The organism is Mesorhizobium sp. B3-1-6 (assembly GCF_006439555.1).
Lineage (GTDB): Bacteria > Pseudomonadota > Alphaproteobacteria > Rhizobiales > Rhizobiaceae > Mesorhizobium.
Genome location: NZ_VFTM01000036.1, coordinates 26,352 through 52,632 on the forward strand (window position 1 = coordinate 26,352; position 26,281 = coordinate 52,632).

The 26,281-nt window shown below is 63.6% G+C and carries 29 protein-coding genes; 18 read left to right on the plus strand and 11 right to left on the minus strand.

Going from position 1 to position 26,281, the window contains the following annotated elements:
- Positions 1-60 precede the first annotated feature (60 nt).
- From tldD to FJ414_RS26250, 3 genes are all read right to left on the minus strand, one after another.
- Positions 61-1,473: a metalloprotease TldD gene (gene tldD, locus FJ414_RS26240; RefSeq protein ID WP_140647276.1), complete on the minus strand. Its 1,413-nt coding sequence runs from the start codon at positions 1,471-1,473 to the stop codon at positions 61-63.
- Positions 1,474-1,571: 98 nt separating this feature from the next.
- Positions 1,572-2,039 carry a YbjN domain-containing protein gene (locus FJ414_RS26245; RefSeq protein ID WP_140647277.1) on the minus strand — a complete coding sequence of 156 codons (468 nt, stop codon included), beginning with the start codon at positions 2,037-2,039 and terminating at the stop codon, positions 1,572-1,574.
- 70 nt (positions 2,040-2,109) lie between these two features.
- Complete coding sequence (locus FJ414_RS26250) at positions 2,110-2,649, minus strand: invasion associated locus B family protein (RefSeq protein WP_140647278.1); 540 nt, start codon at positions 2,647-2,649, stop codon at positions 2,110-2,112.
- 328 nt (positions 2,650-2,977) lie between these two features.
- Here FJ414_RS26250 and coxB point away from each other — a divergent pair, with 328 nt between their 5' ends.
- The 15 genes from coxB to FJ414_RS26325 all read left to right on the plus strand — a co-directional run bounded on the left by coxB (position 2,978) and on the right by FJ414_RS26325 (position 14,010).
- Positions 2,978-3,862 carry a cytochrome c oxidase subunit II gene (gene coxB, locus FJ414_RS26255; protein WP_140647279.1) on the plus strand — a complete coding sequence of 295 codons (885 nt, stop codon included), beginning with the start codon at positions 2,978-2,980 and terminating at the stop codon, positions 3,860-3,862.
- Positions 3,863-3,900: 38 nt separating this feature from the next.
- The gene (ctaD, locus tag FJ414_RS26260; protein WP_140647280.1) at positions 3,901-5,550 is read left to right on the plus strand and encodes a cytochrome c oxidase subunit I; all 1,650 of its coding nucleotides are present in this window, start codon (positions 3,901-3,903) and stop codon (positions 5,548-5,550) included.
- 76 nt (positions 5,551-5,626) lie between these two features.
- Complete coding sequence (locus FJ414_RS26265; protein ID WP_140647281.1) at positions 5,627-6,571, plus strand: heme o synthase; 945 nt, start codon at positions 5,627-5,629, stop codon at positions 6,569-6,571.
- Positions 6,568-6,759, plus strand: coding sequence for a hypothetical protein (locus FJ414_RS26270; RefSeq protein WP_140647282.1), 192 nt, complete (start codon positions 6,568-6,570; stop codon positions 6,757-6,759). Before FJ414_RS26265 ends, FJ414_RS26270 begins: the two co-directional genes overlap by 4 nt.
- Positions 6,759-7,388, plus strand: a complete 630-nt coding sequence (locus tag FJ414_RS26275) for a cytochrome c oxidase assembly protein (protein ID WP_140647283.1) — start codon at positions 6,759-6,761, stop codon at positions 7,386-7,388. The genes FJ414_RS26270 and FJ414_RS26275 overlap by 1 nt, the downstream gene beginning before the upstream one ends.
- A gap of 1 nt (position 7,389) precedes the next feature.
- Entirely contained in the window at positions 7,390-8,271 is an 882-nt protein-coding gene (locus FJ414_RS26280) for a cytochrome c oxidase subunit 3 (RefSeq protein ID WP_140647284.1), read from the plus strand.
- A 193-nt stretch (positions 8,272-8,464) separates the two neighbouring features.
- On the plus strand, positions 8,465-8,902 hold the full coding sequence (locus FJ414_RS26285) for a L,D-transpeptidase family protein (RefSeq protein WP_246672508.1): 438 nt from the start codon (positions 8,465-8,467) through the stop codon (positions 8,900-8,902).
- 14 nt (positions 8,903-8,916) lie between these two features.
- On the plus strand, positions 8,917-9,303 hold the full coding sequence (locus FJ414_RS26290; RefSeq protein ID WP_140647286.1) for a DUF983 domain-containing protein: 387 nt from the start codon (positions 8,917-8,919) through the stop codon (positions 9,301-9,303).
- Positions 9,300-10,055, plus strand: coding sequence for an SURF1 family protein (locus FJ414_RS26295; RefSeq protein WP_181181719.1), 756 nt, complete (start codon positions 9,300-9,302; stop codon positions 10,053-10,055). The genes FJ414_RS26290 and FJ414_RS26295 overlap by 4 nt, the downstream gene beginning before the upstream one ends.
- Before the next feature lie 135 nt (positions 10,056-10,190).
- The gene (gene ispH, locus FJ414_RS26300) at positions 10,191-11,195 is read left to right on the plus strand and encodes a 4-hydroxy-3-methylbut-2-enyl diphosphate reductase (protein ID WP_140647287.1); all 1,005 of its coding nucleotides are present in this window, start codon (positions 10,191-10,193) and stop codon (positions 11,193-11,195) included.
- 6 nt (positions 11,196-11,201) lie between these two features.
- Positions 11,202-12,164, plus strand: a complete 963-nt coding sequence (locus tag FJ414_RS26305) for a homoserine kinase (RefSeq protein WP_140647288.1) — start codon at positions 11,202-11,204, stop codon at positions 12,162-12,164.
- The gene (rnhA, locus tag FJ414_RS26310) at positions 12,161-12,706 is read left to right on the plus strand and encodes a ribonuclease HI (RefSeq protein WP_140647289.1); all 546 of its coding nucleotides are present in this window, start codon (positions 12,161-12,163) and stop codon (positions 12,704-12,706) included. The genes FJ414_RS26305 and rnhA overlap by 4 nt, the downstream gene beginning before the upstream one ends.
- Before the next feature lie 41 nt (positions 12,707-12,747).
- Positions 12,748-13,335 (plus strand): histidine phosphatase family protein, encoded by a 588-nt coding sequence (locus tag FJ414_RS26315; RefSeq protein WP_140647290.1) that lies wholly within the window; start codon positions 12,748-12,750, stop codon positions 13,333-13,335.
- 92 nt (positions 13,336-13,427) lie between these two features.
- The gene (locus tag FJ414_RS26320; RefSeq protein ID WP_140647291.1) at positions 13,428-13,709 is read left to right on the plus strand and encodes a type II toxin-antitoxin system ParD family antitoxin; all 282 of its coding nucleotides are present in this window, start codon (positions 13,428-13,430) and stop codon (positions 13,707-13,709) included.
- The gene (locus FJ414_RS26325; RefSeq protein WP_140647292.1) at positions 13,699-14,010 is read left to right on the plus strand and encodes a type II toxin-antitoxin system RelE/ParE family toxin; all 312 of its coding nucleotides are present in this window, start codon (positions 13,699-13,701) and stop codon (positions 14,008-14,010) included. The genes FJ414_RS26320 and FJ414_RS26325 overlap by 11 nt, the downstream gene beginning before the upstream one ends.
- 4 nt (positions 14,011-14,014) lie before the next feature.
- On the opposite strand, the gene FJ414_RS26330 is transcribed toward FJ414_RS26325, so the two are convergent.
- The 3 genes from FJ414_RS26330 to FJ414_RS26345 all read right to left on the minus strand — a co-directional run bounded on the left by FJ414_RS26330 (position 14,015) and on the right by FJ414_RS26345 (position 16,100).
- A complete protein-coding gene (locus FJ414_RS26330; RefSeq protein ID WP_140647293.1) occupies positions 14,015-14,491 on the minus strand; it encodes a DUF2938 domain-containing protein in 477 nt (158 codons plus the stop codon).
- A gap of 121 nt (positions 14,492-14,612) precedes the next feature.
- Positions 14,613-15,095, minus strand: coding sequence for a peroxiredoxin (locus tag FJ414_RS26340; protein WP_140647294.1), 483 nt, complete (start codon positions 15,093-15,095; stop codon positions 14,613-14,615).
- 198 nt (positions 15,096-15,293) lie between these two features.
- Entirely contained in the window at positions 15,294-16,100 is an 807-nt protein-coding gene (locus FJ414_RS26345; protein ID WP_140647295.1) for a protein-disulfide reductase DsbD domain-containing protein, read from the minus strand.
- Positions 16,101-16,226: 126 nt separating this feature from the next.
- Between FJ414_RS26345 and FJ414_RS26350 the strand changes: the two genes are divergently transcribed.
- Complete coding sequence (locus tag FJ414_RS26350; RefSeq protein WP_140647296.1) at positions 16,227-16,835, plus strand: YqgE/AlgH family protein; 609 nt, start codon at positions 16,227-16,229, stop codon at positions 16,833-16,835.
- Between the two features lie 187 nt (positions 16,836-17,022).
- Here FJ414_RS26350 and FJ414_RS26355 read toward each other — a convergent pair whose 3' ends face one another.
- The 4 genes from FJ414_RS26355 to thrC all read right to left on the minus strand — a co-directional run bounded on the left by FJ414_RS26355 (position 17,023) and on the right by thrC (position 23,331).
- Positions 17,023-19,869: an EAL domain-containing protein gene (locus tag FJ414_RS26355; RefSeq protein WP_140647310.1), complete on the minus strand. Its 2,847-nt coding sequence runs from the start codon at positions 19,867-19,869 to the stop codon at positions 17,023-17,025.
- A 44-nt stretch (positions 19,870-19,913) separates the two neighbouring features.
- Positions 19,914-20,510, minus strand: coding sequence for a GNAT family protein (locus FJ414_RS26360; protein ID WP_140647297.1), 597 nt, complete (start codon positions 20,508-20,510; stop codon positions 19,914-19,916).
- A 116-nt stretch (positions 20,511-20,626) separates the two neighbouring features.
- Entirely contained in the window at positions 20,627-21,919 is a 1,293-nt protein-coding gene (locus FJ414_RS26365) for a pitrilysin family protein (protein WP_140647298.1), read from the minus strand.
- Between the two features lie 14 nt (positions 21,920-21,933).
- Positions 21,934-23,331: a threonine synthase gene (thrC, locus tag FJ414_RS26370; RefSeq protein WP_140647311.1), complete on the minus strand. Its 1,398-nt coding sequence runs from the start codon at positions 23,329-23,331 to the stop codon at positions 21,934-21,936.
- 128 nt (positions 23,332-23,459) lie between these two features.
- On the opposite strand from thrC, the gene FJ414_RS26375 reads away from it, so the two are divergent.
- Complete coding sequence (locus tag FJ414_RS26375; RefSeq protein WP_140647299.1) at positions 23,460-24,206, plus strand: hypothetical protein; 747 nt, start codon at positions 23,460-23,462, stop codon at positions 24,204-24,206.
- Position 24,207: 1 nt separating this feature from the next.
- On the opposite strand, the gene FJ414_RS26380 is transcribed toward FJ414_RS26375, so the two are convergent.
- Positions 24,208-24,897: an HAD family phosphatase gene (locus FJ414_RS26380; RefSeq protein ID WP_140647300.1), complete on the minus strand. Its 690-nt coding sequence runs from the start codon at positions 24,895-24,897 to the stop codon at positions 24,208-24,210.
- A gap of 237 nt (positions 24,898-25,134) precedes the next feature.
- Between FJ414_RS26380 and FJ414_RS26385 the strand changes: the two genes are divergently transcribed.
- Positions 25,135-26,268, plus strand: coding sequence for a site-specific DNA-methyltransferase (locus FJ414_RS26385; protein ID WP_140647301.1), 1,134 nt, complete (start codon positions 25,135-25,137; stop codon positions 26,266-26,268).
- Positions 26,269-26,281 lie beyond the last annotated feature (13 nt).

Below are 26,281 nucleotides of genomic sequence, written 5' to 3' on the forward strand. Positions count from 1 at the left end.
GGCTACACGCTCGAGTGAAATGTCTTTGGCAGACGATTCTACCGGAACGGCGCCAACCCCTCAAACCCTCGTCCCGCCCACCGTCATCTGGTTCATCCGCAGATGCGGCTGGCCGACGCCGACCGGCACGCCCTGACCGGCCTTGCCGCACATGCCGATGCCGCTGTCGAGCTTCATGTCGTTGCCGATCATGCTGACGCGGTGCATGGCGTCCGGCCCGTTGCCGATCAGCATCGCGCCCTTGATCGGCTGCGTCACCTTGCCGTTCTCGATCATGTAGGCCTCGGTGCAGCCGAACACGAACTTGCCCGACGTGATGTCGACCTGGCCGCCGCCGAAGGAGACGGCGTAAATGCCGTTCTTGACCGAGGCGATGATCTCCTCCGGCTGCATGTCGCCCGCGGTCATGTAGGTGTTGGTCATGCGCGGCATCGGCTGGTGCGCATAGCCCTCGCGTCGGCCGTTGCCCGTCGCCTTCATGCCCATCAGCCGCGCGTTCTGGCGGTCCTGCATATAGCCGACCAGTTTGCCGTCCTCGATCAAGACGTTGCGCGCCGAAGGCGTTCCTTCGTCGTCGACGGTGAGCGAGCCGCGCCGCTCGGGGATGGTGCCGTCGTCGACCACGGTGACGCCCTTCGCCGCCACTTGGCTACCCATCAGGCCGGCGAAGGCCGATGTCTTCTTGCGGTTGAAGTCGCCTTCGAGCCCGTGGCCGACCGCCTCGTGCAGCATCACCCCCGGCCAGCCGCTGGAGAGCACGATGTCGAACGTGCCCGCCGGCGCAGGGACGGCCTCGAGATTGACCAGCGCCTGCCGCAGCGCCTCGTTTGCCGCATGCTTCCAACTTTCCTCGCTGACGAACTCGCCGAAACTCTTGCGGCCGCCCATGCCGTAGGAGCCGCTCTCCTGCCGGTCGCCATCGCCGACCACGACGGAAACGTTGACCCGGACCAGCGGGCGGATGTCGCGCACGATCTGTCCGTCGCCGCGCACGACCTCGACATGCTGCCACGAGGCGGCGAGCGAGGCCGTCACCTGGCGCACGCGCGGGTCCTTCGCACGCAACCAGCCGTCGATCTCCTGCAACAGCTTGGCCTTGGCCTCGAAGGAAGGCGAGGGGATCGGGTTCTCGTCGCCATAGAGGTGGCGGTTGGTGCGGGCGGGCGCTCCGGCCAATGTGCCGGAATAGCCGCCCTTGACCGCCGAGACGGCGTCGGCCGCGCGCAGTAGCGAGGCTTCGGAGAGATCGCTGGAATGTGCATAGCCGCTGGCCTCGCCGGCCACGGCGCGCAGGCCGAACCCCTGGTCGGTGTTGAAATTGGCCGTCTTCAGCCGGCCGTTGTCGAACATCAGCGCTTCGCTCTCGCTGTATTCGAGGAACAGCTCGCCGTCGTCGGCGCCCTTGATGGTCTCGGCGACGATCTCCTTGACGCGATCGTCGGAAATGTCGAATTGGCCGATCAGGCTGTTCATGGCAAATCCATTCTTGGAAACAAATCGTTCCTCGGCATGTAGGCGCGAAGCCGCCGTCGCACAATCGTCAAAGGGCCAAGTCGGCGATTACCCCGCCATCACTTGCCGTTGACGAAGTCCTTGATGTTGGCGGCCATCTCGTTCCAGTTGGAAAACTGCTCCTCGAGATTGGCCCTGGTGATGCCGCCGGCGAAGCTGACATCCATCCTGAAATTCGAACCGTCGCCGGCATAGGCCTTTACCCAGCGGTATTTCGCGTTCCAGACATTGGCCTGGTCGGCGGTCAGCGGGTCGGTGTAGCCGGTCGAGAATTGCAGCGACTTGCAGTTCTCGTGATCCTCGCAGCCATAGAAATAGATCACGTATTTGACGCCCTCGATCCGGCCGGAAAGCATCGGATCGCCATTGTCGTCCTTGTCCATCCTGGCCGAGCCGAAGCCTTTGGCGATGTCGAGGATCGCCGCCGGGTCGGGCGTCTGGAGGATTTCGGCATCCTCGGCCCGTACGGCCGAAACCGTGCCGATCAGCGCCAGACCGATAATGAAAGCGGATAAATTCGCGCGCATTGAGCCTCCTGCCGCCAAATGCGCATTCGCCACCGACCTCAGCGTCAGGAGCGGCGCATGGGCAAGAAGATCAAGGTAGGGCGGCGAAGCCTTCCGCAAAGCCCTTGAGGTCGACGGGAATGCCGATGCCTTCCTCGGGCGTCTGGAAGACGATGAAGGTGGCCGAGGTGCCGCTCTTCAGCGTGTCGAGCAGCGGCTTTTCGAGGATCACCTCGGCATAGCAGCCGTCCTGGAAGCAGCGCACGAAATAGGCGCGGCCGATATCCTTGCCATCGACATTGAGACCGAGGCCGTTGGGAAGCAGCACGCCCAGCGGCGCCAGCACGCGCAGAATCTCGGCCTTGTTGTCGGCGGTGCGCAGCACCACGACCGAAAGCCCCATTTCAGGGCGGTCCTCGGCGACGACGTTCTGCATCATCACGCATTGCTCGGAGGTAGCGCCTGCGGGCGTATCGCAGATGATCGACCACGCGCCATGCGTCGACTTCACCGTGCCGCTCGGCGGCGTGGCGTTGTTCGGCGAGGCAGCGGCGCCAACGGCTACGCCGACACCGAGCAAGGCGACGGCAAGGACGACCTTCGCCAGGGTTCTCGAAAGCCAGGAAGTCATAACGGCTCCATTGCGAATCACGGCACTTTAAGCCGCGCCGGGGCCAAGTAAAGGACGAGACCGCCGCCGGTCCGCCCCGATACCGGCAATTCCATGCTTTTCCAAAGCAAATTCGCCCGAATTGCGACCGTGGCGCATATAGCACGGCAAGCGCCGAACACGGCCTTCGGCTTGCGCGCAAAAATGCCGCACGGTTTCCTCCGCTCCTTCCTTGCGGAGGGAAATAGAGTATGGTTTGAACCACTCTAGGGACAGACCGGGATTCCCAATCCCGGCATCGTCGATTATTGGTGCGATCGGATCGCGGGAAGTGGGAGACGAGAGGGCGATGAGGAAATTCCTGGCAAGCGCTGAATTCTTGGCAGGTGCGGCAGCTTCGGCCGTGCTCTTCTCCAGCGCGGCGGCCCATGCCGACCAGCCGCGGCCATGGGAGATGACCTTCCAGGCTCCGGCCACCGACATGATGCGGCAGATCGAGCGGTTCGGGAACTACACCATGTGGTTCATCGTCCCGATCACCATCCTCGTTCTGCTGCTGCTGCTGGTTTGCATCGTCAGGTTCCGCGCCAGCGTCAATCCGGTGCCGTCCAAGACCAGCCACAACACGCTGATCGAAGTGATCTGGACGGTCGGGCCGGTGATCGTGCTTCTGCTTATCGCCATTCCCTCCTTCCAACTGCTCACCGCGCAATACACCCCGCCGGAAGAAGCCAAGCTCACCGTCAAGGCGACCGGCAACCAGTGGAACTGGGATTATGAATACCAGGTCGACAAGACCTTCTCCTTCAACTCGGCGGTTCTCCAGGATGCCGACCGCGCCAAGGCCGGCAAGGAAGATCGCGGCCTCTATCCGCGCCTGCTCGCGGTCGACAACGAGCTTGTCGTGCCGGTCAACACCTTGACCCGCGTGCTGATCACCGCCACCGACGTCATCCACTCCTTCGCCGTGCCGTCCTTCGGCATCAAGATGGACGCCGTGCCCGGCCGCACCAACGAGACCTGGTTCAAGGCGGAGAAGGAAGGCCTCTACTACGGCCAGTGCTCGCAGCTCTGCGGCAAGGACCATGCCTTCATGCCGATCGCCGTCCGCGTCGTGTCCGACGCGCAGTTCAAGACCTGGCTTGATACGGCCAAGACCGACGTGCCGGCTGCCAACAAGGCGCTGATGGCCGAGATCGATGGTACCAACAAGGTAGCGGCCGCCGGCAACTGATGCCGCGGGTTAGCAAGATTTAGGGAACGGAGCGGAACATGGCAGAGGCTGCAGCTCACGATCACGGCGACCACAGGCCGCATGGCTGGGTCCGCTGGGTCTACTCGACCAACCACAAGGACATCGGCACGCTCTACCTGATCTTCGCGATCATTGCCGGCATCATCGGCGGCGCGCTCTCGGTCGCCATCCGCATGGAGCTGCAGGAGCCGGGCATCCAGATCTTCAGCGGCCTGGCGCAGATGGTCTATGGCATGCAGGGCGACGCCGCCATCGACGGCGGCAAGAGCATGTACAATGCCTTCGGCGCCGCGCACGGCCTGATCATGATCTTCTTCATGGTCATGCCGGCCCTGATCGGCGGCTTCGCCAACTGGATGGTGCCGATCATGATCGGCGCGCCGGACATGGCCTTCCCGCGCATGAACAACATTTCCTTCTGGCTGCTGCCGCCGGCCTTCATCCTCTTGCTCTCCTCGATGTTCGTGCCGAGCGCGCCGGGCGCCTTCGGTGTCGGCGGCGGCTGGACGATCTATCCGCCGCTCTCGACGTCCGGCCAGCCCGGCCCCGCGATGGACCTCGCGATCCTGTCGATCCACATTGCCGGCGCGTCGTCGATCCTCGGCGCCATCAACTTCATCACCACCATCTTCAACATGCGCGCTCCCGGCATGACGCTGCACAAGATGCCGCTGTTCGCCTGGGCGGTGCTGATCACCGCCTTCCTGCTGCTGCTCTCGCTGCCGGTCCTGGCGGGCGCCATCACCATGCTGCTCACCGACCGTAATTTCGGCACCTCCTTCTTCGTGCCGGACAATGGCGGTGACCCGATCCTCTTCCAGCACCTGTTCTGGTTCTTCGGCCACCCCGAGGTGTACATCCTGATCCTGCCGGGCTTCGGCATCGTCAGCCATATCGTCTCGACCTTCTCGAAGAAGCCGGTGTTCGGTTATCTCGGCATGGCCTACGCCATGGTCGCGATCGGCGCCGTCGGCTTCATCGTCTGGGCGCACCACATGTATACGACCGGACTGTCGCTCGACACGCAGCGTTACTTCGTGTTCGCCACCATGGTCATCGCGGTGCCCACCGGCGTGAAGATCTTCTCCTGGATTGCCACCATGTGGGGCGGCTCGATCTCCTTCAAGCCGCCGATGCTGTGGGCGCTGGGTTTCATCTTCCTTTTCACCATCGGTGGCGTCACCGGCGTTCAGCTGGCCAATGCCGGCCTCGACCGCTCGCTGCACGACACCTATTTCGTGATCGCCCACTTCCACTACGTGCTGTCGCTGGGCGCGGTGTTCGCGATCTTCGCCGGCTGGTACTACTGGTTCCCGAAGATGACCGGCTACATGTACTCGCCGGTGATCGCCAACACCCACTTCTGGGTGACCTTCGTCGGCGTCAACCTGATCTTCTTCCCGCAGCACTTCCTCGGCCTCGCCGGCATGCCGCGCCGTACCGTCGACTATCCGGATGCCTTCGCCGGCTGGAACATGGTCTCGTCCTACGGCTCCTACATCTCGGCCGTCGGTGTTGCGATCTTCCTCTACGGCGTGTTCGAGGCCTTCCAGAAGAAGCGCGTCGCCGGCGCCAATCCGTGGGGCGAGGGTGCCACCACGCTCGAATGGCAGCTGCCTTCGCCGCCGCCGTTCCACCAGTGGGAACAGCTGCCGAAAATCAAGTAAGCAGCGTCCCGACGCATACGAGGCCGCCGGCTTGTCCGGCGGTCTTGGCCAACGGAATGATGGACTTTAAGTACGCATGGCCCTTGCCGAAGACAGATTGATGGAGGAAGCGGGTTTTCGCATGTCGGAAGCGACCGCAGCCGATTTCTTCGCCCTGTTGAAGCCGCGCGTGATGTCGCTGGTCGTCTTCACGGCCTTTGTCGGCTTGGTCGCGGCGCCCGTCGCCATCAACCCGCTGCTGGCGATGATCGCCATCCTGGCCATTGCTATCGGCGCCGGCGCTTCCGGCGCGCTCAATATGTGGTACGACGCCGACATCGACGCGGTGATGACCAGAACCGCCGGGCGCCCGGTGCCGGCCGGCCGCGTCACGCCGGGAGAGGCGTTGAGCTTCGGCCTGGTGCTGTCGGTGCTGTCGGTGATGACGCTGGGCGTGCTGATCAACTGGCTGTCGGCCGCGCTTCTCGCCTTCACCATCTTCTTCTACGCTGTCGTCTACACCATGTGGCTGAAGCGCTGGACGCCGCAGAACATCGTCATCGGCGGTGCCGCCGGCGCCATCCCGCCGGTGATCGGCTGGGCCGCGGTGACCGGTTCGGTCAGCCTCGAGAGTGTGATCCTGTTCCTGATCATCTTCCTGTGGACGCCGCCGCATTTCTGGGCGCTGGCTCTCTTCAAGTCCGACGATTACGCCCGCGCCGGCATCCCGATGATGCCGAATGTCGCCGGCCAGGCCTCGACCCGTCGGCAGATCTTTGCCTATGCGCTGATCCTGGCGCCGGTCGGCGTGCTGCCCTGGGCGCTCGGCTACACCACGGCTGGCTATGGGGTCGTCTCGGCGGTCCTCGGCGCGGGCTTCGTCTGGCATGCCTGGAAAGTGCTTGCCATGGCCGACGACGACCGCGCGATGAAGCCGGCCAAGGCCCTGTTCGGCTACTCGCTGCTCTATCTCTTCGCGATCTTTGCCGCCTATCTCGTCGACTGCGTGGTCGGGCGCGCCCTTATGATGGGGGGAGTATGATCGTGGCCGACAAGAAACTCGAACTGGTCACGCTGACCGAACGCCAGCAGAAGGCGCGCCGCAACCGCTCGATCGCCATCGGCGTCGCGCTGGCGGCATTGGTCGTCATCTTCTATGCCGCCACCATCGTGCGCTTCGGCCACACCGGGGCCAGCATCACCGGCTCCGGCCTGTTGGGAGGCGGCTGATGGGCGGCGAGACCGGCAGCAAGCCCCGCAAGGTGAACAACGGCATCGTCGCCGCCGTCTGCCTCGCCTTCTTCACCGGCATGGTCGGCATGGCCTACGCGGCGGTGCCGCTCTACAAGATGTTCTGCCAGGTCACCGGCTATGGCGGCACCACGCAGCGCGCCGAAAAGCAATATGCCGGCCGCGTGCTCGACCGCGACATAACAATCCGCTTCGACGCCAACACCAACGGCATTCCGTGGCGGTTCGAGCCTGTCGCCCGCTCGGTGACGATCAAGATCGGCGCGACGGCGCAGGCGCATTACAGCGCCACCAACAAATTCAACCGCACCATCACCGGCCGCGCCTCGTTCAACGTGCAGCCGGAAATGGCCGGTGCCTATTTCAACAAGGTGGAGTGCTTCTGCTTCACCGACACGACGCTGAAGCCCGGCGAGACGCTGGACATGCCGGTCGTGTTCTATGTCGATCCAGACATCGTCAACGTGCCGGAACTCAAGGACTTGAAGACGATCACCCTGTCCTACACGATGTTCCCGGTCGAAAAGAAACAGCCGGTCGCCTCGTCGGCGCCGGCCGCTGGCAGCAGCAACAAAGTTCCAGATTCCGACGCAAGCCTCGGGGGTTGATATGGCAGACGCGCACGCAAAACCACAACACGACTACCATCTCGTCAACCCGAGCCCGTGGCCTTTCCTGGGATCCATCGGCGCGCTGGTCACCGCCATCGGCGGCGTCTGCCTGATGCAGTATCTGAAGGCCGGCAACTTCCCGGTCTTCGGCCACAACATCGCCAATCCATGGCTGTTCTTCATCGGCCTGATCATCGTGCTCTACACGATGTTCGCCTGGTGGTCGGACACCATCAAGGAAGCGCATGAGGGTCATCACACGCGCGTCGTGTCGCTGCACCTGCGCTACGGCATGATCATGTTCATCGCCTCGGAGGTGATGTTCTTCGTCGCCTGGTTCTGGGCCTTTTTCGACGCCAGCCTGTTCCCGGGCGAAGCCTCGCAATATGCCCGCGCCGCCTTCACCGGCGGCGTCTGGCCGCCGAAGGGGTTGGAGGTTCTCGATCCCTTCCACCTGCCGCTCTACAACACCATCATCCTGCTTCTGTCGGGCACGACGGTGACCTGGGCGCACCACGCGCTGCTGCATGGCGACCGCAAGGGTCTGATCAACGGCCTGGTGCTGACCGTCGGCCTCGGCATGCTGTTCACCATGGTGCAGGCCTACGAGTACATGCACGCCCCCTTCGCGTTCAAGGATTCGATCTACGGCGCCACCTTCTTCATGGCGACCGGCTTCCACGGCTTCCATGTCATCATCGGCACCATCTTCCTGCTCGTCTGCCTGGTGCGTGCGATGCGCGGCGACTTCACGCCGAAGCAGCATTTCGGCTTCGAGGCGGCCGCCTGGTACTGGCACTTCGTCGACGTGGTCTGGCTGTTCCTGTTCAGCGCGATCTATGTCTGGGCCTCGAACGGCGCGCTGATCGAAGGCCACTGATAAAAAGCAATCCGGGAAAGCGCGTGGCGATTTTTCCGGAATTTGCTTTCAGGAGTTTTGAAGGCGGCCGCGGCGACGCGGCCTCCTTCTTCTTTTCGGCGCAATGGCCGGCCATCGGTAGGTCATGTGGGCGAAAATTCCCTTGGCCATCTGCGCGTATCTGATCACCACAGGCTCACTGCTCGACAGGGGTATGTGGCCCGGACAGACGGTCGATCTGGTGCGTGTCGAGAAATCGCAACGGCAGTTGCAACTGATCGGCGGCGGCCAAATCCTGCGCCGCTACAGCATCGCGCTCGGCGGCGATCCGGTCGGCCACAAGCACCGCGAGGGTGACGGGCGAACGCCGGAGGGGCGCTATGTGCTCGACTGGCGCAATCCCAACAGCGTCGCGCACAGGTCGATCCATATCTCCTATCCAAATGCCGACGATAAGGTGGCGGCGAAAGCGCTGGGCGTCGATCCAGGCGGCCTCATCATGATCCACGGCCAGCCGAACGGTTTCGGCTGGCTGGGCAGGCTGCTTCAAATGGTCGACTGGACCGACGGCTGTATTGCGGTTACGAACCCCGAGATGGATGAAATCTGGACAAGGGTGGCCGACGGCACACCGATCGAGATCATGAAATGAGCGAAGCTCTCTAAATGAGTGAAGACAAGGCGATCTGGCCACCCATAGATCCGATCTCGGCCGGCCTGCATGGCCGCTGCCCGCGCTGCGGCGAAGGCAAGCTGTTCTCCAGTTTCCTCACCGTCGGCAAGCGCTGCTACAATTGCGGGCTCGACTATTCCTTCGCCGATGCCGGCGACGGACCGGCGGTGTTCGTCATCCTGATCATCGGCTTCGTCGTCGTCGGCCTCGCATTGTGGATGGAGGTGACGTTCAGTCCGCCGCTTTGGCTGCACTTCATGTTGTGGATACCGCTGGCGCTGGTGCTGTGCCTGACGGCGCTGCGCCTGATCAAGGGCGTGCTGATCACCTTGCAGTATTCGAAGAGAGCCTCCGAGGGCAGGCTGGATTCCAACGAATGAGCGAGACGACCAGTTTGGTTGCCGGCCGTTCACGGTCCCGCACGGCGTTGCTCATCGGCCTCGGCCTTGTCCTGTTCGCCGTCCTGATCGGGCTCGGCACCTGGCAGGTTCAGCGCCTGCATTGGAAGGAAGGCCTGCTCGCAACCATCGATAAGCGCACGCATTCCGCGCCGCTGGCTCTAGCGGACGTCGAGAAGGAATTCGCCACTTCGCATGATGTCGATTACACGCCGGTGACGGTGACCGGCACTTTCCTGCACCAGGGCGAGCGGCACTTCTTTTCCACCTGGCAAGGCGACAGCGGCTTCAACGTCTACACGCCCCTGCAGCTCGAGGATGGCCGCTTCGCGCTCGTCAACCGCGGCTTCGTTCCCTACGATCTCAAGGATCCTTCCAAGCGCCGGCAGGGCGAAATTGCCGGCAAGGTGACCCTGACCGGGCTTGCCCGCAATCCGCTGCCTGGAAAACCGTCGATGATGCTTCCCGACAATGACGTCGCCAAGAACATCTTCTACTGGAAGGACCGCGACGTCATGGCGGCGACCGCCGGCCTGCCCGCCGGCTTCGTGCTGGTGCCGTTCTTCATCGATGCCGACAAGACGCCGAACCCTGGCGGCCTGCCGGTCGGAGGCGTCACCATCATCGACCTGCCGAACAACCACCTGCAATATGCGGTCACCTGGTATGGCTTGGCCGCCGCCCTTGCGGCGGTGCTTGTCCTCAGGCTTCGCCGCCCAGCGAATGAAGCATGAAGCCTCCTGCTCTTGACAGGGCAGGGGTGTGCACCTCATTTCGCCTTGAGCAATTCCAGGAAAGGTGTGAGCGGCTTTCCGTCCGGAATCGCGTCAAAACAAAGAGATCGATTCCGACCGAACCGGCCCGTTTTAATGACTGAGAAAAAGCCACCGCTGACGATCAGGCTCTGCCAGCCACGCGGCTTTTGCGCCGGCGTCGACCGTGCCATCCAGATCGTCGTGCTGGCGCTGAAGAAATACGGTGCGCCGGTCTATGTCCGCCACGAGATCGTGCACAATCGTTACGTCGTCGAAGGGCTGCAGAGCCTGGGCGCGGTCTTCATCGAGGAACTTTCCGAGATTCCGCCGGAGCATCGCCAGTCGCCGGTGGTCTTTTCCGCGCATGGCGTGCCGAAATCGGTGCCGGCGGATGCCGAGGCGCGCAACCTTTTCTACCTCGATGCCACGTGCCCGCTCGTCTCCAAGGTGCACAAGCAGGCGATGCGCCACCAGCGGCTCGGTCGCCATGTGCTTTTGATCGGCCACGCCGGGCACCCCGAAGTGATCGGCACGATGGGCCAGTTGCCGCAAGGCGCCGTGACGCTGATCGAGACCGAGGCCGATGCGGCGCGCTTCGTGCCGGTCGACGCTTCGGCCCTTGGCTTCGTCACCCAGACGACCTTGTCGGTCGAGGACACCGCTGGCATCATCCGGGCGCTCCAGGAGCGGTTTCCCGAATTGCACGCGGCCGCGGCCGAATCGATCTGCTACGCCACCACCAACCGCCAGGAAGCGGTGAAGGAGACGGCGGCGGGCGCCGATCTTTTCCTTATCGTCGGTGCTCCCAATTCGTCCAACTCGCGTCGCCTTGTCGAAGTGGCGGAGCGCGCGGGTGCCACGATGTCGCTTCTCGTGCAGCGCGCCGCTGAAATTCCGTGGGATGAGATCGCCGGGATCGGGACGCTCGGCCTGTCGGCCGGCGCATCGGCGCCGGAGATCATCGTCGATGAGATCATCGACGCGTTCCGCCAGCGTTTCGACGTCACCATCGATCTGGCCATCACGGCCACGGAAACGGAGGATTTTCCGGTGATGCGGGTTTTGCGCGATGTCGAACTGACGGCGGCCGACATGGCCTTCGTCAATGGAGCGGCGTGAAAACGGATGGCCGTCTACACCGACGTCAACGAGAACGAACTCAGCGCGTTCCTGAAAGCCTATCCGGTGGGCGAATTGCTCTCCTACAAAGGCATCGCCGAAGGCACCGAGAATTCCAATTTCCTGGTCCACGCCTCGACCGGCTCCTACATCCTGACGCTCTACGAGAAGCGCGTCGACAAGGCCGACCTGCCGTTCTTTCTCGGCCTGATGGGCCATCTCGCCAGGAAGGGCATTTCCTGCCCGCTGCCGGTCACCGCCGATGACGGCACCGTGATCGGCACGCTCGCCGGCCGGCCCGCCGTCATCATCACCTTCCTCGAAGGCCTGTCGTTGCGGCGGCCGACGGCCGCGCATTGCGCGGAAGTCGGCAAGGCGCTCGCCAGCCTCCATCTTGCCGGCCAGGATTTTCAGATGAGACGGCCGAACGCGCTGGCGATCGACGGCTGGCGCAAGCTCTGGACGGCCTCGCGCGACCGCGCCGACGAGGTCGAGCCGGGCCTGGCGGCCGAGGTCGATGCCGACTTTGGCGATTTCGAGCGCAACTGGCCGACCGGCCTGCCGCGGGGCATCATCCACGCCGATCTGTTCCCGGACAATGTCTTCTTTCTCGGCGAGAAGCTGTCCGGGCTGATCGACTTCTATTTCGCCTGCGACGACCTCTACGCCTATGATGTCGCCACCTGCCTCAACGCCTGGTGCTTCGAGAAGGATTTTTCCTTCAACCTGACCAAGGGGACGGCGCTGCTGGCCGGCTACCAGTCGGTGCGGCCGCTTCAGGGTGACGAGCAGGCGGCGCTGCCGATGCTGGCGCGCGGCTCGGCGCTGCGCTTCATGCTGACCCGCCTCTATGACTGGCTGACCATTCCGGATGGCGGGCTGGTGATGAAGCGCGATCCGACCGAATATATCCGCCGCATGCGCTTTCACCGCGCGATCCGATCTCCTTCCGAATACGGGCTGACATGAGCAAGCACGTTGAAATCTTCACCGACGGTGCCTGCTCCGGCAACCCGGGGCCGGGCGGCTGGGGCGCGATCCTGCGCTTCAATGGCGTTACCAGGGAATTGTCGGGCGGCGAAGCCGAGACCACCAACAACCGCATGGAGCTGCTTGCCGCCATCACCGCGCTCGATGCGCTGAAGGAGCCTTGCACAGTCGATCTCTACACCGACAGCAAATACGTCATGGACGGTATTTCCAAATGGATCCATGGCTGGAAGAAAAACGGCTGGAGGACCGCCGACAAGAAGCCGGTGAAGAACGGCGAACTATGGCAAGCGCTCGACGCAGCCAACCGCCGCCACAAGGTGACCTGGAACTGGGTCAGGGGCCATGCCGGCCATTCCGAAAACGAACGCGCCGACGAACTCGCGCGCGAAGGCATGGCGCCGTTCAAGAAGGGCTCGTCAGTGTCTGCAACGCCGAAGCCGGCAGCGGCGCCGAAACCGGCCACACGGGCAAGGCAGCCGGCAACCCCAAGGGCACGTCGTTCCACACAGAGCTATTGATTTCGGCGGGCTAGCTTGCACTCTGACCGGAGAAGCATGTCGTGCCGATAGCCTATTACATCACACACCCGCAGGTGCGCATCGACGCCGACGTTCCGGTGCCTGGATGGAGATTGTCCGACGTCGGCCGGGCGAGGGCCGTCGCCATGCTCGACCAGCCCTGGGTCGGCTCGATCGGCCGCATCGTGTCGTCCGCCGAACGCAAGGCGATCGAAACCGCGGAAATCCTGGCGGGACGTCTTCATCTTGCGGTCGAGGTGCGCGAGCGGACGCACGAGAACGACCGGTCGGCAACCGGCTTCCTGCCGCCGCCGGAATTCGAAGCGGTCGCCGATCAGTTCTTCGCCAGGCCGCACGAGAGCATCCGAGGCTGGGAACGGGCTATCGATGCGCAGGGCCGGATCGTCAGCGAGGTCGAAGCGGCGCTTACGACCGGTGAAGCCGACATCGCCTTCGTCGGCCATGGCGGCGTCGGAACGCTGTTGCTCCTCCATCTCAGTGGACGGGAAATCAGCCGCGAGGCGGATCAGCCGGCAGGCGGCGGCAATTACTTCGCCTGGGATATCGGCTCACGCCGCTTGATCCATGGTTGGCTGCCGATCGACTGGCCAGCAGCGCGGAGCCTCTGATTGTCGGCTGAACTCAGAGAAGCAGCAGCACCATTGATTGCATCTCCGAAAAGGGAGTATTATTTACTACCATAGAGCAAGGATAGCACCCCATGCCAAACGTGGAAAAGTTAAGCGTAGCCGTCACGACGCAACAGGCGGCCGTCATGCGCGAAGCTGTGGAAGCTGGCGAATACGCGACAGCCAGCGAAATCGTGCGCGAAGCGATGCGGGACTGGTTGGCCAAGCGCGAACTTCGGAAAGAGGATGTGCGGCGGCTTCAGCGCTTGTGGGACGAAGGGAAGGCAAGCGGAAAACCGGAGACTTTGGACTTCGATACCTTGCGAAGGGAAGCGCGGCAGAAGCTGAAGGACGCTTCACCAAATGGTCGTTAGGATAGTCTGGTCGCCAACGGCAAAAGCCGACCTGATCGATATCTATACCACTATAGGCGCCGAGAACTTAAAGGCAGCGGACCACTACTACGAATGGATCGAGGATCGAGTTGCACAACTCGTGGATCAGCCACGCATGGGCGTCAGACGCCCCGACATTCGCCCTTCGGCGCGAATGCTTGTCGCGGCTCCGTTTTTGCTCCTTTACGAAACGGTCCCAGATACGGACAGCGGTCCGGTCGATTTGGTGGAGATCGTACGCGTTGTCGACGGTCGCAGGGATTTGAACCGTCTCTTCTGACCAATCACCGTATCAGCAGCGCCGTCGAGAACATGCCGAGCGCGAACACCGTGTGCGCCACGAGGTTGAGCGCGCGCACCTTCGTCGGATTGGGGAGCTTGGATGCCGCCCAGCCGGCGCCCATGCCGGGCGCCAGCAGGAACCAGCCGGCCCCGACGGTGACGATGCCGAGGATGAAGGCCGGCAGGAAGGTCGGCGTCGCCAGCCAGCCCGCGCCCGCCAACGCCACGAGGATTACGCCGTAAAGGATGCCGACCAGGTAGTGAAAAACCCAGCCCAGCGCCTTTTCATGCGCATAGGGCGCGGCCTTGCCGATATCGTCATGGAAGACCTTTTCGGGCAGATGCCGAACCCAGCGCCCGACCATACCCCAATTGGGCAAAGGCTGGCCGATCGCCTTGTTGAGGACGATCGCCCAGATATCCATGAACACAGTGGCGCCGATGCCGATCGCCACAGCGCGCCAGATTGTGTCGAGCATCAGAGCATGATCCCGAACCGGAGGTCAGCGCACGCAAAAAGTGGGAACCGGTTTTCGGACAAGATCATGCTCCAACAAAGAGTGAGATCAGGATGGCGAGTCAACGAAACGTCATCCTGATCTAGAGCTGCTCGAGGATTTTTGCCGCGCCGCTCTCGTCGACGCCCGGCTTGGTTTCGACGTTGATCGCGACGACCTTGCCGTCGTCGACGATCATCGAAAAGCGCTTGGAGCGCAGACCCATGCCGGCTGCGGAAAGGTCGTTGTCGAGCCCTACCGACTTGGCGAAATCGCCGCTGCCGTCGGCGAGGTAGAAGATCTTGCCTTCGCCGCCGGAGAAGCGCGCCCAGGCGCCCATGACATGCACGTCGTTGACCGAGACGACGGCGATCGTGTCGACGCCGCGCGCAAGAATGGCGTCATGGTTTTCCAGATAGCCCGGCAAATGGTTGTTGCTGCAGGTCGGCGTGAAGGCGCCCGGGACGCCGAACAGCACGACCTTCTTGCCAGCGAAGATCTCCTTGCCCTTTATATCCTTCGCGCCATCAGCGGTCATCGTCTTGAAGGTCACGTCGGGCAGTTTTTCGCCAACCGAAATGGTCATGGGGAGAGCCTCGCTTGGGGGAGATGGGAAAGGACTGACGCCTTCGATATCGGACTGCGCGGCGGCCAGCAACCTCTCACAGCAAGTCCAGGAAAAGTGTCTAGCGGTTTTCCGTCCGGAATTGCGGCTCAAAGAGCAATTCCAGGAAAAGTGTGTAGCGGTTTTCCGTCCGGAGTTGCTGCTTAAAGAGGCGCTGGATCAAGGGAAAGGCAGCAGCCCGTCCACCGAACCCTCGGCACTGGTCAGCGTGTAATAGAGCCCACCATCGGTCGGCGTCGCCGACGGCCGGTCGAGGATCGGCACGGTGAAGACGAGCTTGCCGTCCTTCTCGCTGCGCACCGGCGCGCCGAACATGTAGTCCCGCTCGCCGGCGATGAAGAAGTCGACGGATTCCGGATTGCCTGGCGACTGCGCCTGGACGACAAGGGTTTCGTGGTCGCCGGGCAGCACGCTGACGCCGAAATCGGACCGGGCCGGAGAGGGCAACGTCGCGAGCGCGGTTTTCACCAATGCGGCGTCGGTGGCGTTGTCGGGATCGGCCCCAGGATCGACGCTGAGCCGGGTCTGCACCGGAATGCAGATCGTCTCGCAGATGCCCAGGAAGACATGGGCGTCGATGGTCGCCGGCTGGTCGGGCGAAGACAGCGTGAAGGTCACCGGCAGCGACACCGGACGGTCGTACCCGGCCCATTTGCCGTAGCCGTCGTCATGCCGCTGCGGCGGCGGGAACGACAATTGGGCGTCTGAGATGTTGGTGCTGCCGGATATGTCGAGCTGCGGCGGCACGCCGGCGTCGCCCGGATCGCGCCAATAAGTCTTCCAGCCGGGCTTCAGCGCGATGTCGAGCACCCCGTGGATCTTGCCGGCCTCGTCGGGCTTGCCGGTGGTCACCAGCCGAACCTTGCCGCCTTCACTGTTGTACCAGATTGAGGAGGAGGCCTCTGCCGGGAGGCTTGCAGCCCACCCGAAAACGACGCCGAGAACCAGTATTTTCATGTATCGCATGGCGGTGATTTGACCGTCCGTTCTTGGCCGCGCAATGACTTCGTCGCTCTCCCGGTATCATATTTGCGTTACATCGGGGACTGGCACCATCTTTTCGGCGCAGCCGAAACGCGTTACGCTCAGCCCATGGACTTGCTGCGCCACAAGAAGTCGACCGCCGGACGCGGTTTTCTCGACGACCAGTTCCTGATTGCCATGCCTGGCATGAAGGACGACCGTTTCGCGCGCTCCGTCATCTACATCTGCGCCCACAGCGACGAGGGCGCGATGGGCCTGATCATCAACCAGACGCAGCAGATGCTGTTTCCGGACCTGCTTGTGCAGCTCGGCATCATGAACGAGCAGGAAGCGATCCGCCTGCCGGCGCATACGCGCGATTTCGTCGTGCGCAACGGCGGACCCGTCGACCGCAGCCGCGGCTTCGTGCTGCATTCGGGCGACTATCGCGTGGAATCCTCGCTCAACGTCTCCGACGACGTCTGCCTGACGGCAACCGTCGACATCCTGCGCGCCATCTCGACCGGCCGTGGCCCGCGCCATGCGCTGATGGCGCTCGGCTATTCCGGCTGGGGCGCCGGCCAGCTCGAAACGGAGATCGCCGAGAACGGCTGGCTCACCTGTCCGGCGACGCCCGAGCTTCTCTTCGACACCGACATCGAGCGCAAATACGGCCGTATCCTTGCCTCGATCGGTATCGACCTTGCCCATCTCAGCGCCGCCGCGGGACACGCCTGAAGCCCAACGCTCGCGGTTGGCAGGAACGCTCGCGATTTCGTCATCCGCGGGTCAAGCCCGAGGATGACGAAGCGATGGGCCTCTAATGCATGTCGCGTAAAAGTGTGTAGCGGTTTTGCGATAACGACATGCATGAAAACAAAGGGCTTAAAGCGCGTCGCCTGAATCCGCTTCAGCGCGACGCGCTTTAAGCCTGCGTCAGCGGATACTGCTCCTTCAGCGTCTTCAGCACCTGGTCGCCGGGCATCGGCGCGCCGAACATGAAGCTCTGGACATATTCGCAGCCCATCTGGCGCAGCTCCAGCGCGTCGCTTTCGTCCGAAATGCCTTCCGCCACGACCGAAAGCCCAAGCTCATGCGCCATGTTGACCATGGATTTGAGCAGCACCGCGCGCTTCGGCGTGGCGTCGTCGACGAAGCTCTTGTCGATCTTGATCGTGTCGAAGGGGAAGCGCGTCAGATAGGAAAGCGAGGAATAGCCGGTGCCGAAATCGTCGAGCGACAGCCCGATGCCGAGTTGCTTCAGCTTGCTCAGCACATGCGCAGTCTGCTCGGGATTGTCCATCACCAGCGATTCGGTGAGTTCCAGCCGGAAGCAGCGCGGCTTCAGATTGGCACGCGCGATGACGGAGCGGACGTCGCTGACGAGGTCGCGGCGGATGAGCTGGCGGCTCGACAAATTGACCGAAACCGAGAGCGGCGCGTCGCCGATCTGCTTCTGCCAGGAGGCCAGGTCTTCGGCCGCCTGCTGCATGGCGAACAGGCCAAGCTGCACGATCAGTCCGCAATTCTCGGCCACTGGGATGAAGTCCCCCGGCGGGATCATGCCGCGGCGCGGGTGGTCCCACCGAAGCAGCGCCTCGAAGCCGGCGACGCTGCCGTCCTCCAGCCTCACGATCGGCTGGTAGGCAAGCGTGAACTCGCGCCGCTCGATGGCGCGGCGAAGATCGGATTCGAATTGCAGCCGGTCGGTGCCGACGGTGCGGAAGGCGGGCCGGAACGGTTCGATCCTGTCGCCGCCGAAGCGCTTGGCCTGGTGCATTGCAAGCTCGGCGTCCTTGACCATGTCCTCGGCCGAGGTCTGCGCCGTCGTCCAGGTGATCAGGCCGATCGAGGCGGTCAGCACGATCTCGCGCTTGGCGAAGGTGATCGGGTTGTTGATTGCGTGCTTGATGGCGTCGGCGATCGCCGCGATGCGGGCGGGGTCCTGCTCCGAAAGCAACATCAGCGCGAACTGGTCGCCGGCAAAGCGCGACAGCGAATCCTTCGGCTTCAAGAGCCGGTGCAGCCGGCGCGCGACGGTGAGCAGAATGGTGTCGCCGGCCGAAATTCCGAGACCGTCATTGACCTGCTTGAAGCGGTCGATGTCGATGATGAAGACCGTGGGGCGCACCTTCTCCTCGGTGCGGGCGATCGAGATGATCGCCTCCAGCCGGTTCATGAACAGTTCGCGGTTCGGCAGGCCTGTCAGGTTGTCGTGCACGGCATCGTGCAACAGCCTTTCCTCGGATTTCTTCTGTTCGGTGACGTCGACCATGGTGCCGACGCAGCGGATCACCTCGCCGTCGGAGCCGATAACCGGCCGGGCGCGCAGCGAGAACCAGTGGTAGTGGCCGTCGGCGCCGCGCAGGCGGAAGTTCTGCGCCACCTTGCCGCGGCGATGCTCCAGCACCACGTCGAGCGTGGTGCGGAACGTGTCGCGGTCGTCGGCATGCAGCACCGGCAGCCAGTTGCGCGCCGCACCCCCAAGGCTGTTGGGCGCAAGGCCGAGTTGCAGGCTGATGTCCGGCTTGGTCACCACCCGGTCGCGCAGCACATCCCAGTCCCAGACGATGTCGCCCGAGCCGGCGACGGCGAGCGCCTGCCGCTCGAGGTCGGAGAACAGGCCCTGGTGCAGCGCGCCGCCGGCAAAGGCGTGCTGCATGACGGTGAAGCCGATCAAGAGGATGATCAGGATCAGCCCGCCGCCCAGCGCCGGCTGGGCGATGTCGTTGTCCAGCATGCCGGTGATCGCCATCCACGACCCGCATAGCCATAGCAGCACCATCACCCAGCTCGGCACCAGCATGATCGCGCGGTCATAGCCGCGAATGCCGAGGAAGATGATGAGGCCGAGACCGGTGAGCGCGGTGGCGGCGAACGAGATGCGGGCAATGCCGGCGGCGACCGCCGGATCGACGATGGCCACGCCCGCGATCAACAGCAGTCCGAAGATCCAGACCAGCGCGCCATAGCTGAAATGGCCGTGCCAGCGGTTGAGGTTGAGATAGGCGAACAGGAACACCACGAAGGTTGCGGCCAGCGCCACCTCCGTGCCGGCCCGCCATATCTGCTCGTTGCCGGGCGATATCTCGATGATCTTGTTGAGGAAGCCGAAGTCGACGCAGATATAGGCCAGCACCGCCCAGGCGAGCGCCGCGGTCGCCGGGAACATCGAGGTTCCCTTGACCACGAACAGGATCGTCAGGAACAGCGCAAGAAGCCCCGAAATGCCGATGACGATGCCGCGGAACAGCGTGTAGGAATTGACCGAGTCCTTGTAGGAGTCCGGCTCCCAGAGATAGACCTGCGGCAGTTTCGGCGAGGCGAGCTCGGCGATGAAGGTCACCACCGTTCCGGGGTTCAGCGTCACCCGGAACACGTCGGCGTCCGGGCTTGTCTGGCGGTCGAGCGCGAAACCCTCGCTGGGCGTGATCGCGGCGATGCGGGTCGAGCCGAGGTCGGGCCAGAAGATGCCGGAATTCACCAGGCGGAAATGCGGCGCGACGATCAGTCGGTCGAGCTGCTGGTCGGTGGTGTTGGCGAGCGCGAACACGGCCCAGTCGCCGCTCGAGCGCGCGTCATTGGCCTCCACCTCGATGCGCCGCACGATGCCGTCGGGGCCGGGCGCCGTCGAGACCTGGAAATTCTCACCCTGGTTCCGGTAGATCTCGACGGCGCCGGACAGGTCCAGCGCCTTGTCGTCGCGCGCGATCTTGATCGGCTCGACGGCGAAAGCCGGCATGGCCGAAGAAAGCGTGACGACGACCGTCATGATGAGGGCGAACAGCGACGCTAATCGCGGAAAATTCGTCACAGTCAGCCCTTCGTTCCATCGCCCGGCGGATCGTCCGCGATCCGGGCGTAGAGGTAGTGATCCTGCCAGATGCCGTTGATCCTGAGATAGGATCGCAGAAGTCCTTCGCGCCGGAATCCGGCTTTTTCAAGCACGCGGATCGACCGGGCGTTTTCGGGAATACAGGCAGCTTCGATCCGGTGCAACCGCAGCGTATCGAAGGCGAAGCGCGAGACGAGCTTGACCGCATCGGTCATCAGGCCGCGGCCGCCGAATCGTTCGCCGATCCAGTAGCCGATATGGCCGCTCTGGGCGACGCCATGGCGGATGTTGCCGAGCGTGATGCCGCCGGCAAGCTTGCCGCTCGATTTCTCGAAGATGAAGAAGGCGATCGCCGTGCCTTGCGCGTAATCCTCGCGGTAGCGGCTGATGCGCAGGCGCCACGCGGTGCGGTCGAGCTCGTCCGGCTGCCAGCGCGGCTCCCAGGGTTCGAGGAAAGCGCGGCTTTCGCCGCGCACCGCCGCCCATTCGCGGTAGTCGTTGGTCAAGGGCACGCGCAGCGTGACCTTGTCGCCCTTCAGTGCCGGCAGGTCGCGGCGAAAGAAAGGGAGCGCGAACACGGCGCTTGTTCTAAGCGGATATTCGTGGGATGCCCCACGAATATCTGCTTAGATTCCCTGGTTTTTCGCAGGCTCTGATCGCAAAATGGGACACTTTTGCGGAACCTGCTTAGGGGTCAGACGGCGAGCCGGCGGGCCGTCGTCTGCGGGCCCGCAAGCGATTCGAGGATCGCCTCGTAGGGCGCAAGCGTGCCCACGGGGCCGACCGCGGTAAGCGTCGGCTTGGTCGAGAACAGCCGCGAGGAGAGGTCGGTCAGCCGCTCGACGGTCAGCGCCGAAAGCCGCTCCATCAATTCCTCCTTGGCGATCGGCCGTCCGAACAACAGCAATTGCCTTGCGATCTGCGAGGCGCGGCTAGCCGGGCTTTCGGCCGACATGATGAGCCCGGCGCGGTATTGCGCCCGGGCCCGGTCGAGTTCTTCCTGCAGGATGCTTTCGCCGGCCTTCTGCAACTCGCCAATGATCACCGGCACCAGCTTGGCGATGTCGCTCTGGCCGGTCGCGGCATGCACGCCGAAGATGCCGGTGTCGGAAAAACCCCAGTGGAAGGCATAGACCGAGTAGCAGAGGCCGCGCTTTTCGCGCACTTCCTGGAACAGCCTCGACGACATGCCGCCGCCCAGGATCATCGACAGCACCTGCGAGGCGTAGAAATCGCGTACATGATAGGCGCGGCCCTCGAAGCCGAGCACGATCTGCGCATCCATCAGGTCGCGATCCTCGCGGAAGTCGCCGCCGACATATTGCGCGTATTGCGGGATGTTGCCCACTGCCTTGGCGCGGAAGCCGCCGAGCTGCTTCTCGACCTCGCGCACGAAATTGTCGTGCTTGACGTCGCCGGCGGCCACGATGACCATCCGCTCGGCGTCATATTGCCGCTCGATGAAGTCGTGCAGTTGCTTGGAAGTGAAGGATTTGACCGTCTCCGGCGTGCCCAGGATCGAGCGCCCGATGGTCTGGTGGCGGAAGGCCGTTTCGGTGAAGCGGTCGAAGACGATGTCGTCGGGCGTGTCGTGCGCGGCGCCGATCTCCTGCAGGATCACATGCTGCTCGCGCTCCAGCTCCTCCGGATCGAATTCGGACTCCTGCAGAATGTCGGCCAGGATATCGACCGCCAGCGGCACGTCGCCGGACAACACCCTTGCATAGTAGGACGTCGTCTCGACGCTGGTGGCGGCGTTGATCTCGCCGCCGACATTCTCGATTTCCGAGGCGATCTCGAAGGCGCTGCGGCGCTTTGTGCCCTTGAACGCCATGTGCTCGAGCAGATGGGCCATGCCATGCTCTTCGTCGCGCTCGTTGCGGGCGCCTGACTTGACCCAGGCCCCGAGGGCAACCGATTCGATGCTTGGAAGGGTTTCGGTGGCGACTGTCAGGCCGTTCGACAGACGGCTTACCTCAACACCCATATGGCAAGTACTCCCTAACGCGCCGCCCGCGAGTGGCGGTTCACATAATCTTCCACCATTTTCAAGTCGGATGGAAGTATCGTGTATTTTTCGTCGGCTGTCATCAAGCCGCCTAGCCATGCGGGCAGGGCAGGGGTGACGCCGCTCGCTGCCTCGACCGCGGCCGGGAATTTCGCCGGATGCGCGGTGCCGAGCACCACCATAGGCGCCGGACCGGAGGCATGGGCGGCAGCGACATGAACGGCGGCGGCCGTGTGCGGATCGAGCAGGTAGCTGCTCGCCTCCAGCGTCGCGCGGATGGTGGCGGCGACCTCATCGACGCTGGCGCGGCCGGCGTCGAATTCGGCGCGGATGCGCTTGAGTTGGCCTTCCTCGATGGTGAAGGCGCCCGACTGCTTCAGGCCGTTCATGTAGCGCCTGACCGTCTCGGCGTTGCGACCGGCCGCCTCGAACAGCAGCCGCTCGAAATTCGAAGACACCTGGATGTCCATCGACGGCGAGGTCGTGGCGAACACGCCCTTGGTGCGGTATTCGCCGCTCGCCAATGTGCGCGCCAAGATGTCGTTGTCGTTGGTGGCGATGATCAGCCGCTCGATCGGCAAGCCCATGCGCTTGGCGGCGTAACCGGCGAAAATATCGCCGAAATTGCCGGTCGGCACGGTGAAGGAAACCGGCCGGTCCGGCGCGCCCAGCGACAGTGCCGACGAGAAATAATAGACGATTTGGGCCATGATGCGGGCCCAGTTGATCGAATTGACGCCCGACAGCGACACCCGGTCGCGAAAGGCGTGGTCGTTGAACATGTCCTTCACCAGGCCCTGGCAATCGTCGAAATTGCCTTCGACCGACAGCGCATGGACGTTTGCCGCGCTCGACGTCGTCATCTGTCGCTGCTGCACCGGCGAGACCTTGCCGTGCGGGAAAAGGATGAAGATGTCGGTGCGGTCGCGGCCGGCGAAGGCGTCGATCGCGGCGCCACCGGTGTCGCCAGAGGTCGCGCCGACGATGGTGGCGCGCTGGCCGCGTTCGGCAAGCGCATGGTCCATCAGTCGCGCCAGCAACTGCATCGCCACGTCCTTGAAGGCCAGCGTCGGGCCGTGGAACAGCTCGAGGATGAAGGTGTTTTTCCCGGTCTGCACCAGCGGGCAGACGGCCTCATGCCGGAAGGTCGCATAAGCCTCCCGCACCAGCCGCTCGAAGACGGGCGTCGCGATCTCGCCGCCGAGGAACGGTGTCAGCACGCGAATGGCAAGGTCGGGATAGGCAAGCCCGCGCATGGCGCGGATGTCGGCGGCTGAAAATTGCGGCCACTCGCGCGGCACGTAAAGCCCGCCGTCGCGCGCCAGGCCGGCCAGCACCGCGTCGGAAAATCCAAGCGCGGGCGCATCCCCGCGGGTACTCACATATTGCATCTTCAAAGGCCCATTGTTGCCGGTCGCGTCATCCACGGCAATTGGTTAATTTTCCGAGCCGGCTCAGTCGCATTTTTGCCGCGCGGTTGCTATACGTCACCGGCTTTGTGAGAGGGAAGTGCAGTTTCATGGCGTTTTATTCGGTCAACCGTCGTTTTGTCGCGGGTCTGGCGCTCACCGGCTTTATGCTTGCCGCCGCCGGCTGCCAATCGAGCGACAATGGCATCCTGGACCTCGGTTTCGGCAAGAAAACGGATCCGACCGCGCCGCCACCGCCGCCGGATCCCAAGATCCTCGCCAGCCAGCTGCGCGCCTATTGCCCGAAAGTGACGCTGCGCGACGGCACCGCCTATTTCAACACCTATGCCAAGGGCACCGCGGCGAAGCCGAAGAAAAAGAAGCTTGATCCCGCGGCGCAGGCCGAGGCCGAGGCAGCCGCCGCGGCCGCCCAGACCGGACCAAACGGCCAGCCGATCGACCCCGATCACGATCCGTCGAAGGTCATCTACCAGGCCTCGATCACCGACGTGACACGCGATTGCACCCATGCCAACGGCCAGATGTCGATGAAGATCGCCGTCGCCGGCAAGGTCGTGCCGGGGCCAGTCTTCACACCCGGCACCGTCACCATGCCGATCCGCATCGCGGTTCAGCATGGCGACGAGGTGCTTTATTCGCAGCTGCATCAGTATCAGGTGCAGGTCACCGACCCTTCGGCTGCCACCCAGTTCGTCTTCGTCGACAGCAATGTCGTGGTGCCGGAGCCTTCCGCGCGCGACTACCAGGCCTATGCCGGCTATGACGAGAACACGCCGGCTACGGCCGCCGAAAAGTCCAAGGGCAAGAGGAAGAAGCGCGCTCCGGCCACGAACTAGCCTAGGCGTCCTCGGACCACTCCGACAATGCGGCGATGGTGCTGTTCAGTTCCGCCCAGCGGCGGATGACCGTTTCGGCGCCGGCCTCGGTCAGCGCATCGGCATGGCCCGGATAGCTATGCCCGGCGCCGGTGAAGCCGATGACGCGCATGCCGGCCGCCCTGGCGCCGGCGATGCCATGCACGGAATCCTCGATGACGAAGGTGTTCTTCGGGTTGGCGCCGAGTTGTTCGGCGGCGTAGAGGAACACGTCCGGCGCCGGCTTGGTCTTCTTGCTGGGAATGTCCAGCCCCGAAAAGATGCGGCCGGCGAAGAACGGCAGCAGCCGCACCTTCTCCAGCATGAATTCGACCCGTTCGGTGCGCGAATTGGAGCAGACGGCGCGCGGCGCGGTGACTGCGGCTACCGCCTCGCGGGCGCCCTCGATGATGCGCACGTCTGCGCGCAGCTTGCGGTCGACCAGTTCCTCGGCGCGGTCGATCAGCGAGGCCTGGAACGGAATCTGCGACTTCTCCTCGACCCGCAGCATGATGTCCTTGAAGGTGAGACCGGCATAGGTCTCGGCAAGCTCCTCGGCCGAAATCTCGAATCCGGCCGACGTCAGAAGCTCGGCCTCGACCCGCGCGGCGATGATTTCGGAATCGACGAGCACCCCGTCGCAATCGAAAATGACAAGATCTGGCTGGGGCATGGCAATCCGGGAAACGTTGGGGAAAAAGCCTATTGGCTTAGAGCATGATGCCGAAAAGTGTGGAGCGGTTTTCGGAGGGCATCATGCTCTATTTCTTTGATCTAGGCGGCGCGGCATACACCAATGGACCGGCCTGCGCAAACCGCGTGAGCCGGGCGGCGAGCCTTCACCGAATGTTTACGCTGATCGGTAACCATAACAGCCAGTAAACCGTAACGCGTTCTTTTGGGTGTTTTGATGTCTGCCGTGCGTCTTATCGACGAGCTTTCCCAATCTCCCCAGCAGTCCGAATGGCTGGACACGATCCTGAAGGGCGACTGCGTCGCCGCGCTGGACAAGCTGCCGGAAAAATCGGTCGACATCATCTTCGCCGACCCACCCTACAATCTGCAGCTCGACGGCGACCTGCGCCGGCCCGACCAGTCCAAGGTCGACGCCGTCGACGACGACTGGGACCAGTTCGAGAGTTTCGAGGCCTATGATGCCTTCACCCGCGCCTGGCTGCTCGCGGCGCGGCGCGTGCTGAAGCCCAGCGGCACCATCTGGGTCATCGGCTCCTATCACAACATTTTCCGCGTCGGCGCCCGCCTGCAGGATCTCGGCTTCTGGATCCTCAACGACATCGTCTGGCGCAAGACCAACCCGATGCCGAATTTTCGCGGCCGCCGCTTCCAGAACGCGCATGAGACGATGATCTGGGCCTCGCGCGACCAGAAGGCCAAGGGCTACACCTTCAATTACGAAGCGCTGAAGGCCTCGAACGACGATCTGCAGATGCGCTCCGACTGGCTGTTCCCGATCTGCACCGGCGGCGAGCGGCTGAAGGACGAGAACGGCAACAAGCTGCATCCGACGCAGAAGCCGGAAGCGCTGCTTGCCCGTATCATGATGGCCTCGACCAAGCCGGGCGACGTCGTGCTCGATCCCTTCTTCGGCTCCGGCACCACGGGCGCCGTCGCCAAGCGCCTCGGCCGCCATTTCGTCGGCATCGAGCGCGAGCAGGCCTATATCGACGCCGCCAATGAGCGCATCGCCGCGGTGCGTCCGCTGGAAAACGCCGATCTCACCGTGCTTTCTGGCAAGCGTGCCGAGCCGCGTGTCGCCTTCATCAGCCTGATCGACAACGGCCTGGTGACGCCGGGCGCCACGCTTTACGACGCCAAGAAGCGCTGGGCGGCAAAGGTGCGCGCCGACGGCACGCTGGCGATTGGCGACAGCGCCGGCTCGATCCACAAGATTGGCGCCGAAGTGCAGGGGCTCGATGCCTGCAACGGCTGGACCTTCTGGCACTATGAGCGCAGCGGCGGCCTGACCCCGATCGACGAATTGCGCCGCATCGCCCGCCTCGGCATGGAGCGGGCAGGGGCCTGAATCACAGCAATTC

Coding starts and splice junctions, on each gene's coding strand:
- FJ414_RS26380 (WP_140647300.1), bottom strand. CDS start 24,897: ATGCCCCAGCCAGATCTTGTCATTTTCGATTGCGACGGGGTGCTCGTC.
- FJ414_RS26350 (WP_140647296.1), top strand. CDS start 16,227: ATGGACTTGCTGCGCCACAAGAAGTCGACCGCCGGACGCGGTTTTCTC.
- coxB (WP_140647279.1), top strand. CDS start 2,978: ATGAGGAAATTCCTGGCAAGCGCTGAATTCTTGGCAGGTGCGGCAGCT.
- FJ414_RS26340 (WP_140647294.1), bottom strand. CDS start 15,095: ATGACCATTTCGGTTGGCGAAAAACTGCCCGACGTGACCTTCAAGACG.
- FJ414_RS26280 (WP_140647284.1), top strand. CDS start 7,390: ATGGCAGACGCGCACGCAAAACCACAACACGACTACCATCTCGTCAAC.
- FJ414_RS26345 (WP_140647295.1), bottom strand. CDS start 16,100: ATGCGATACATGAAAATACTGGTTCTCGGCGTCGTTTTCGGGTGGGCT.
- rnhA (WP_140647289.1), top strand. CDS start 12,161: ATGAGCAAGCACGTTGAAATCTTCACCGACGGTGCCTGCTCCGGCAAC.
- FJ414_RS26290 (WP_140647286.1), top strand. CDS start 8,917: ATGAGTGAAGACAAGGCGATCTGGCCACCCATAGATCCGATCTCGGCC.
- FJ414_RS26330 (WP_140647293.1), bottom strand. CDS start 14,491: ATGCTCGACACAATCTGGCGCGCTGTGGCGATCGGCATCGGCGCCACT.
- FJ414_RS26250 (WP_140647278.1), bottom strand. CDS start 2,649: ATGACTTCCTGGCTTTCGAGAACCCTGGCGAAGGTCGTCCTTGCCGTC.
- FJ414_RS26295 (WP_181181719.1), top strand. CDS start 9,300: ATGAGCGAGACGACCAGTTTGGTTGCCGGCCGTTCACGGTCCCGCACG.
- ctaD (WP_140647280.1), top strand. CDS start 3,901: ATGGCAGAGGCTGCAGCTCACGATCACGGCGACCACAGGCCGCATGGC.
- tldD (WP_140647276.1), bottom strand. CDS start 1,473: ATGAACAGCCTGATCGGCCAATTCGACATTTCCGACGATCGCGTCAAG.
- FJ414_RS26305 (WP_140647288.1), top strand. CDS start 11,202: ATGGCCGTCTACACCGACGTCAACGAGAACGAACTCAGCGCGTTCCTG.
- FJ414_RS26275 (WP_140647283.1), top strand. CDS start 6,759: ATGGGCGGCGAGACCGGCAGCAAGCCCCGCAAGGTGAACAACGGCATC.
- FJ414_RS26265 (WP_140647281.1), top strand. CDS start 5,627: ATGGCCCTTGCCGAAGACAGATTGATGGAGGAAGCGGGTTTTCGCATG.
- FJ414_RS26355 (WP_140647310.1), bottom strand. CDS start 19,869: ATGACGGTCGTCGTCACGCTTTCTTCGGCCATGCCGGCTTTCGCCGTC.
- FJ414_RS26375 (WP_140647299.1), top strand. CDS start 23,460: ATGGCGTTTTATTCGGTCAACCGTCGTTTTGTCGCGGGTCTGGCGCTC.
- FJ414_RS26365 (WP_140647298.1), bottom strand. CDS start 21,919: ATGGGTGTTGAGGTAAGCCGTCTGTCGAACGGCCTGACAGTCGCCACC.
- FJ414_RS26245 (WP_140647277.1), bottom strand. CDS start 2,039: ATGCGCGCGAATTTATCCGCTTTCATTATCGGTCTGGCGCTGATCGGC.
- FJ414_RS26325 (WP_140647292.1), top strand. CDS start 13,699: ATGGTCGTTAGGATAGTCTGGTCGCCAACGGCAAAAGCCGACCTGATC.
- thrC (WP_140647311.1), bottom strand. CDS start 23,331: ATGCAATATGTGAGTACCCGCGGGGATGCGCCCGCGCTTGGATTTTCC.
- FJ414_RS26270 (WP_140647282.1), top strand. CDS start 6,568: ATGATCGTGGCCGACAAGAAACTCGAACTGGTCACGCTGACCGAACGC.
- FJ414_RS26385 (WP_140647301.1), top strand. CDS start 25,135: ATGTCTGCCGTGCGTCTTATCGACGAGCTTTCCCAATCTCCCCAGCAG.
- ispH (WP_140647287.1), top strand. CDS start 10,191: ATGACTGAGAAAAAGCCACCGCTGACGATCAGGCTCTGCCAGCCACGC.
- FJ414_RS26285 (WP_246672508.1), top strand. CDS start 8,465: ATGTGGCCCGGACAGACGGTCGATCTGGTGCGTGTCGAGAAATCGCAA.
- FJ414_RS26320 (WP_140647291.1), top strand. CDS start 13,428: ATGCCAAACGTGGAAAAGTTAAGCGTAGCCGTCACGACGCAACAGGCG.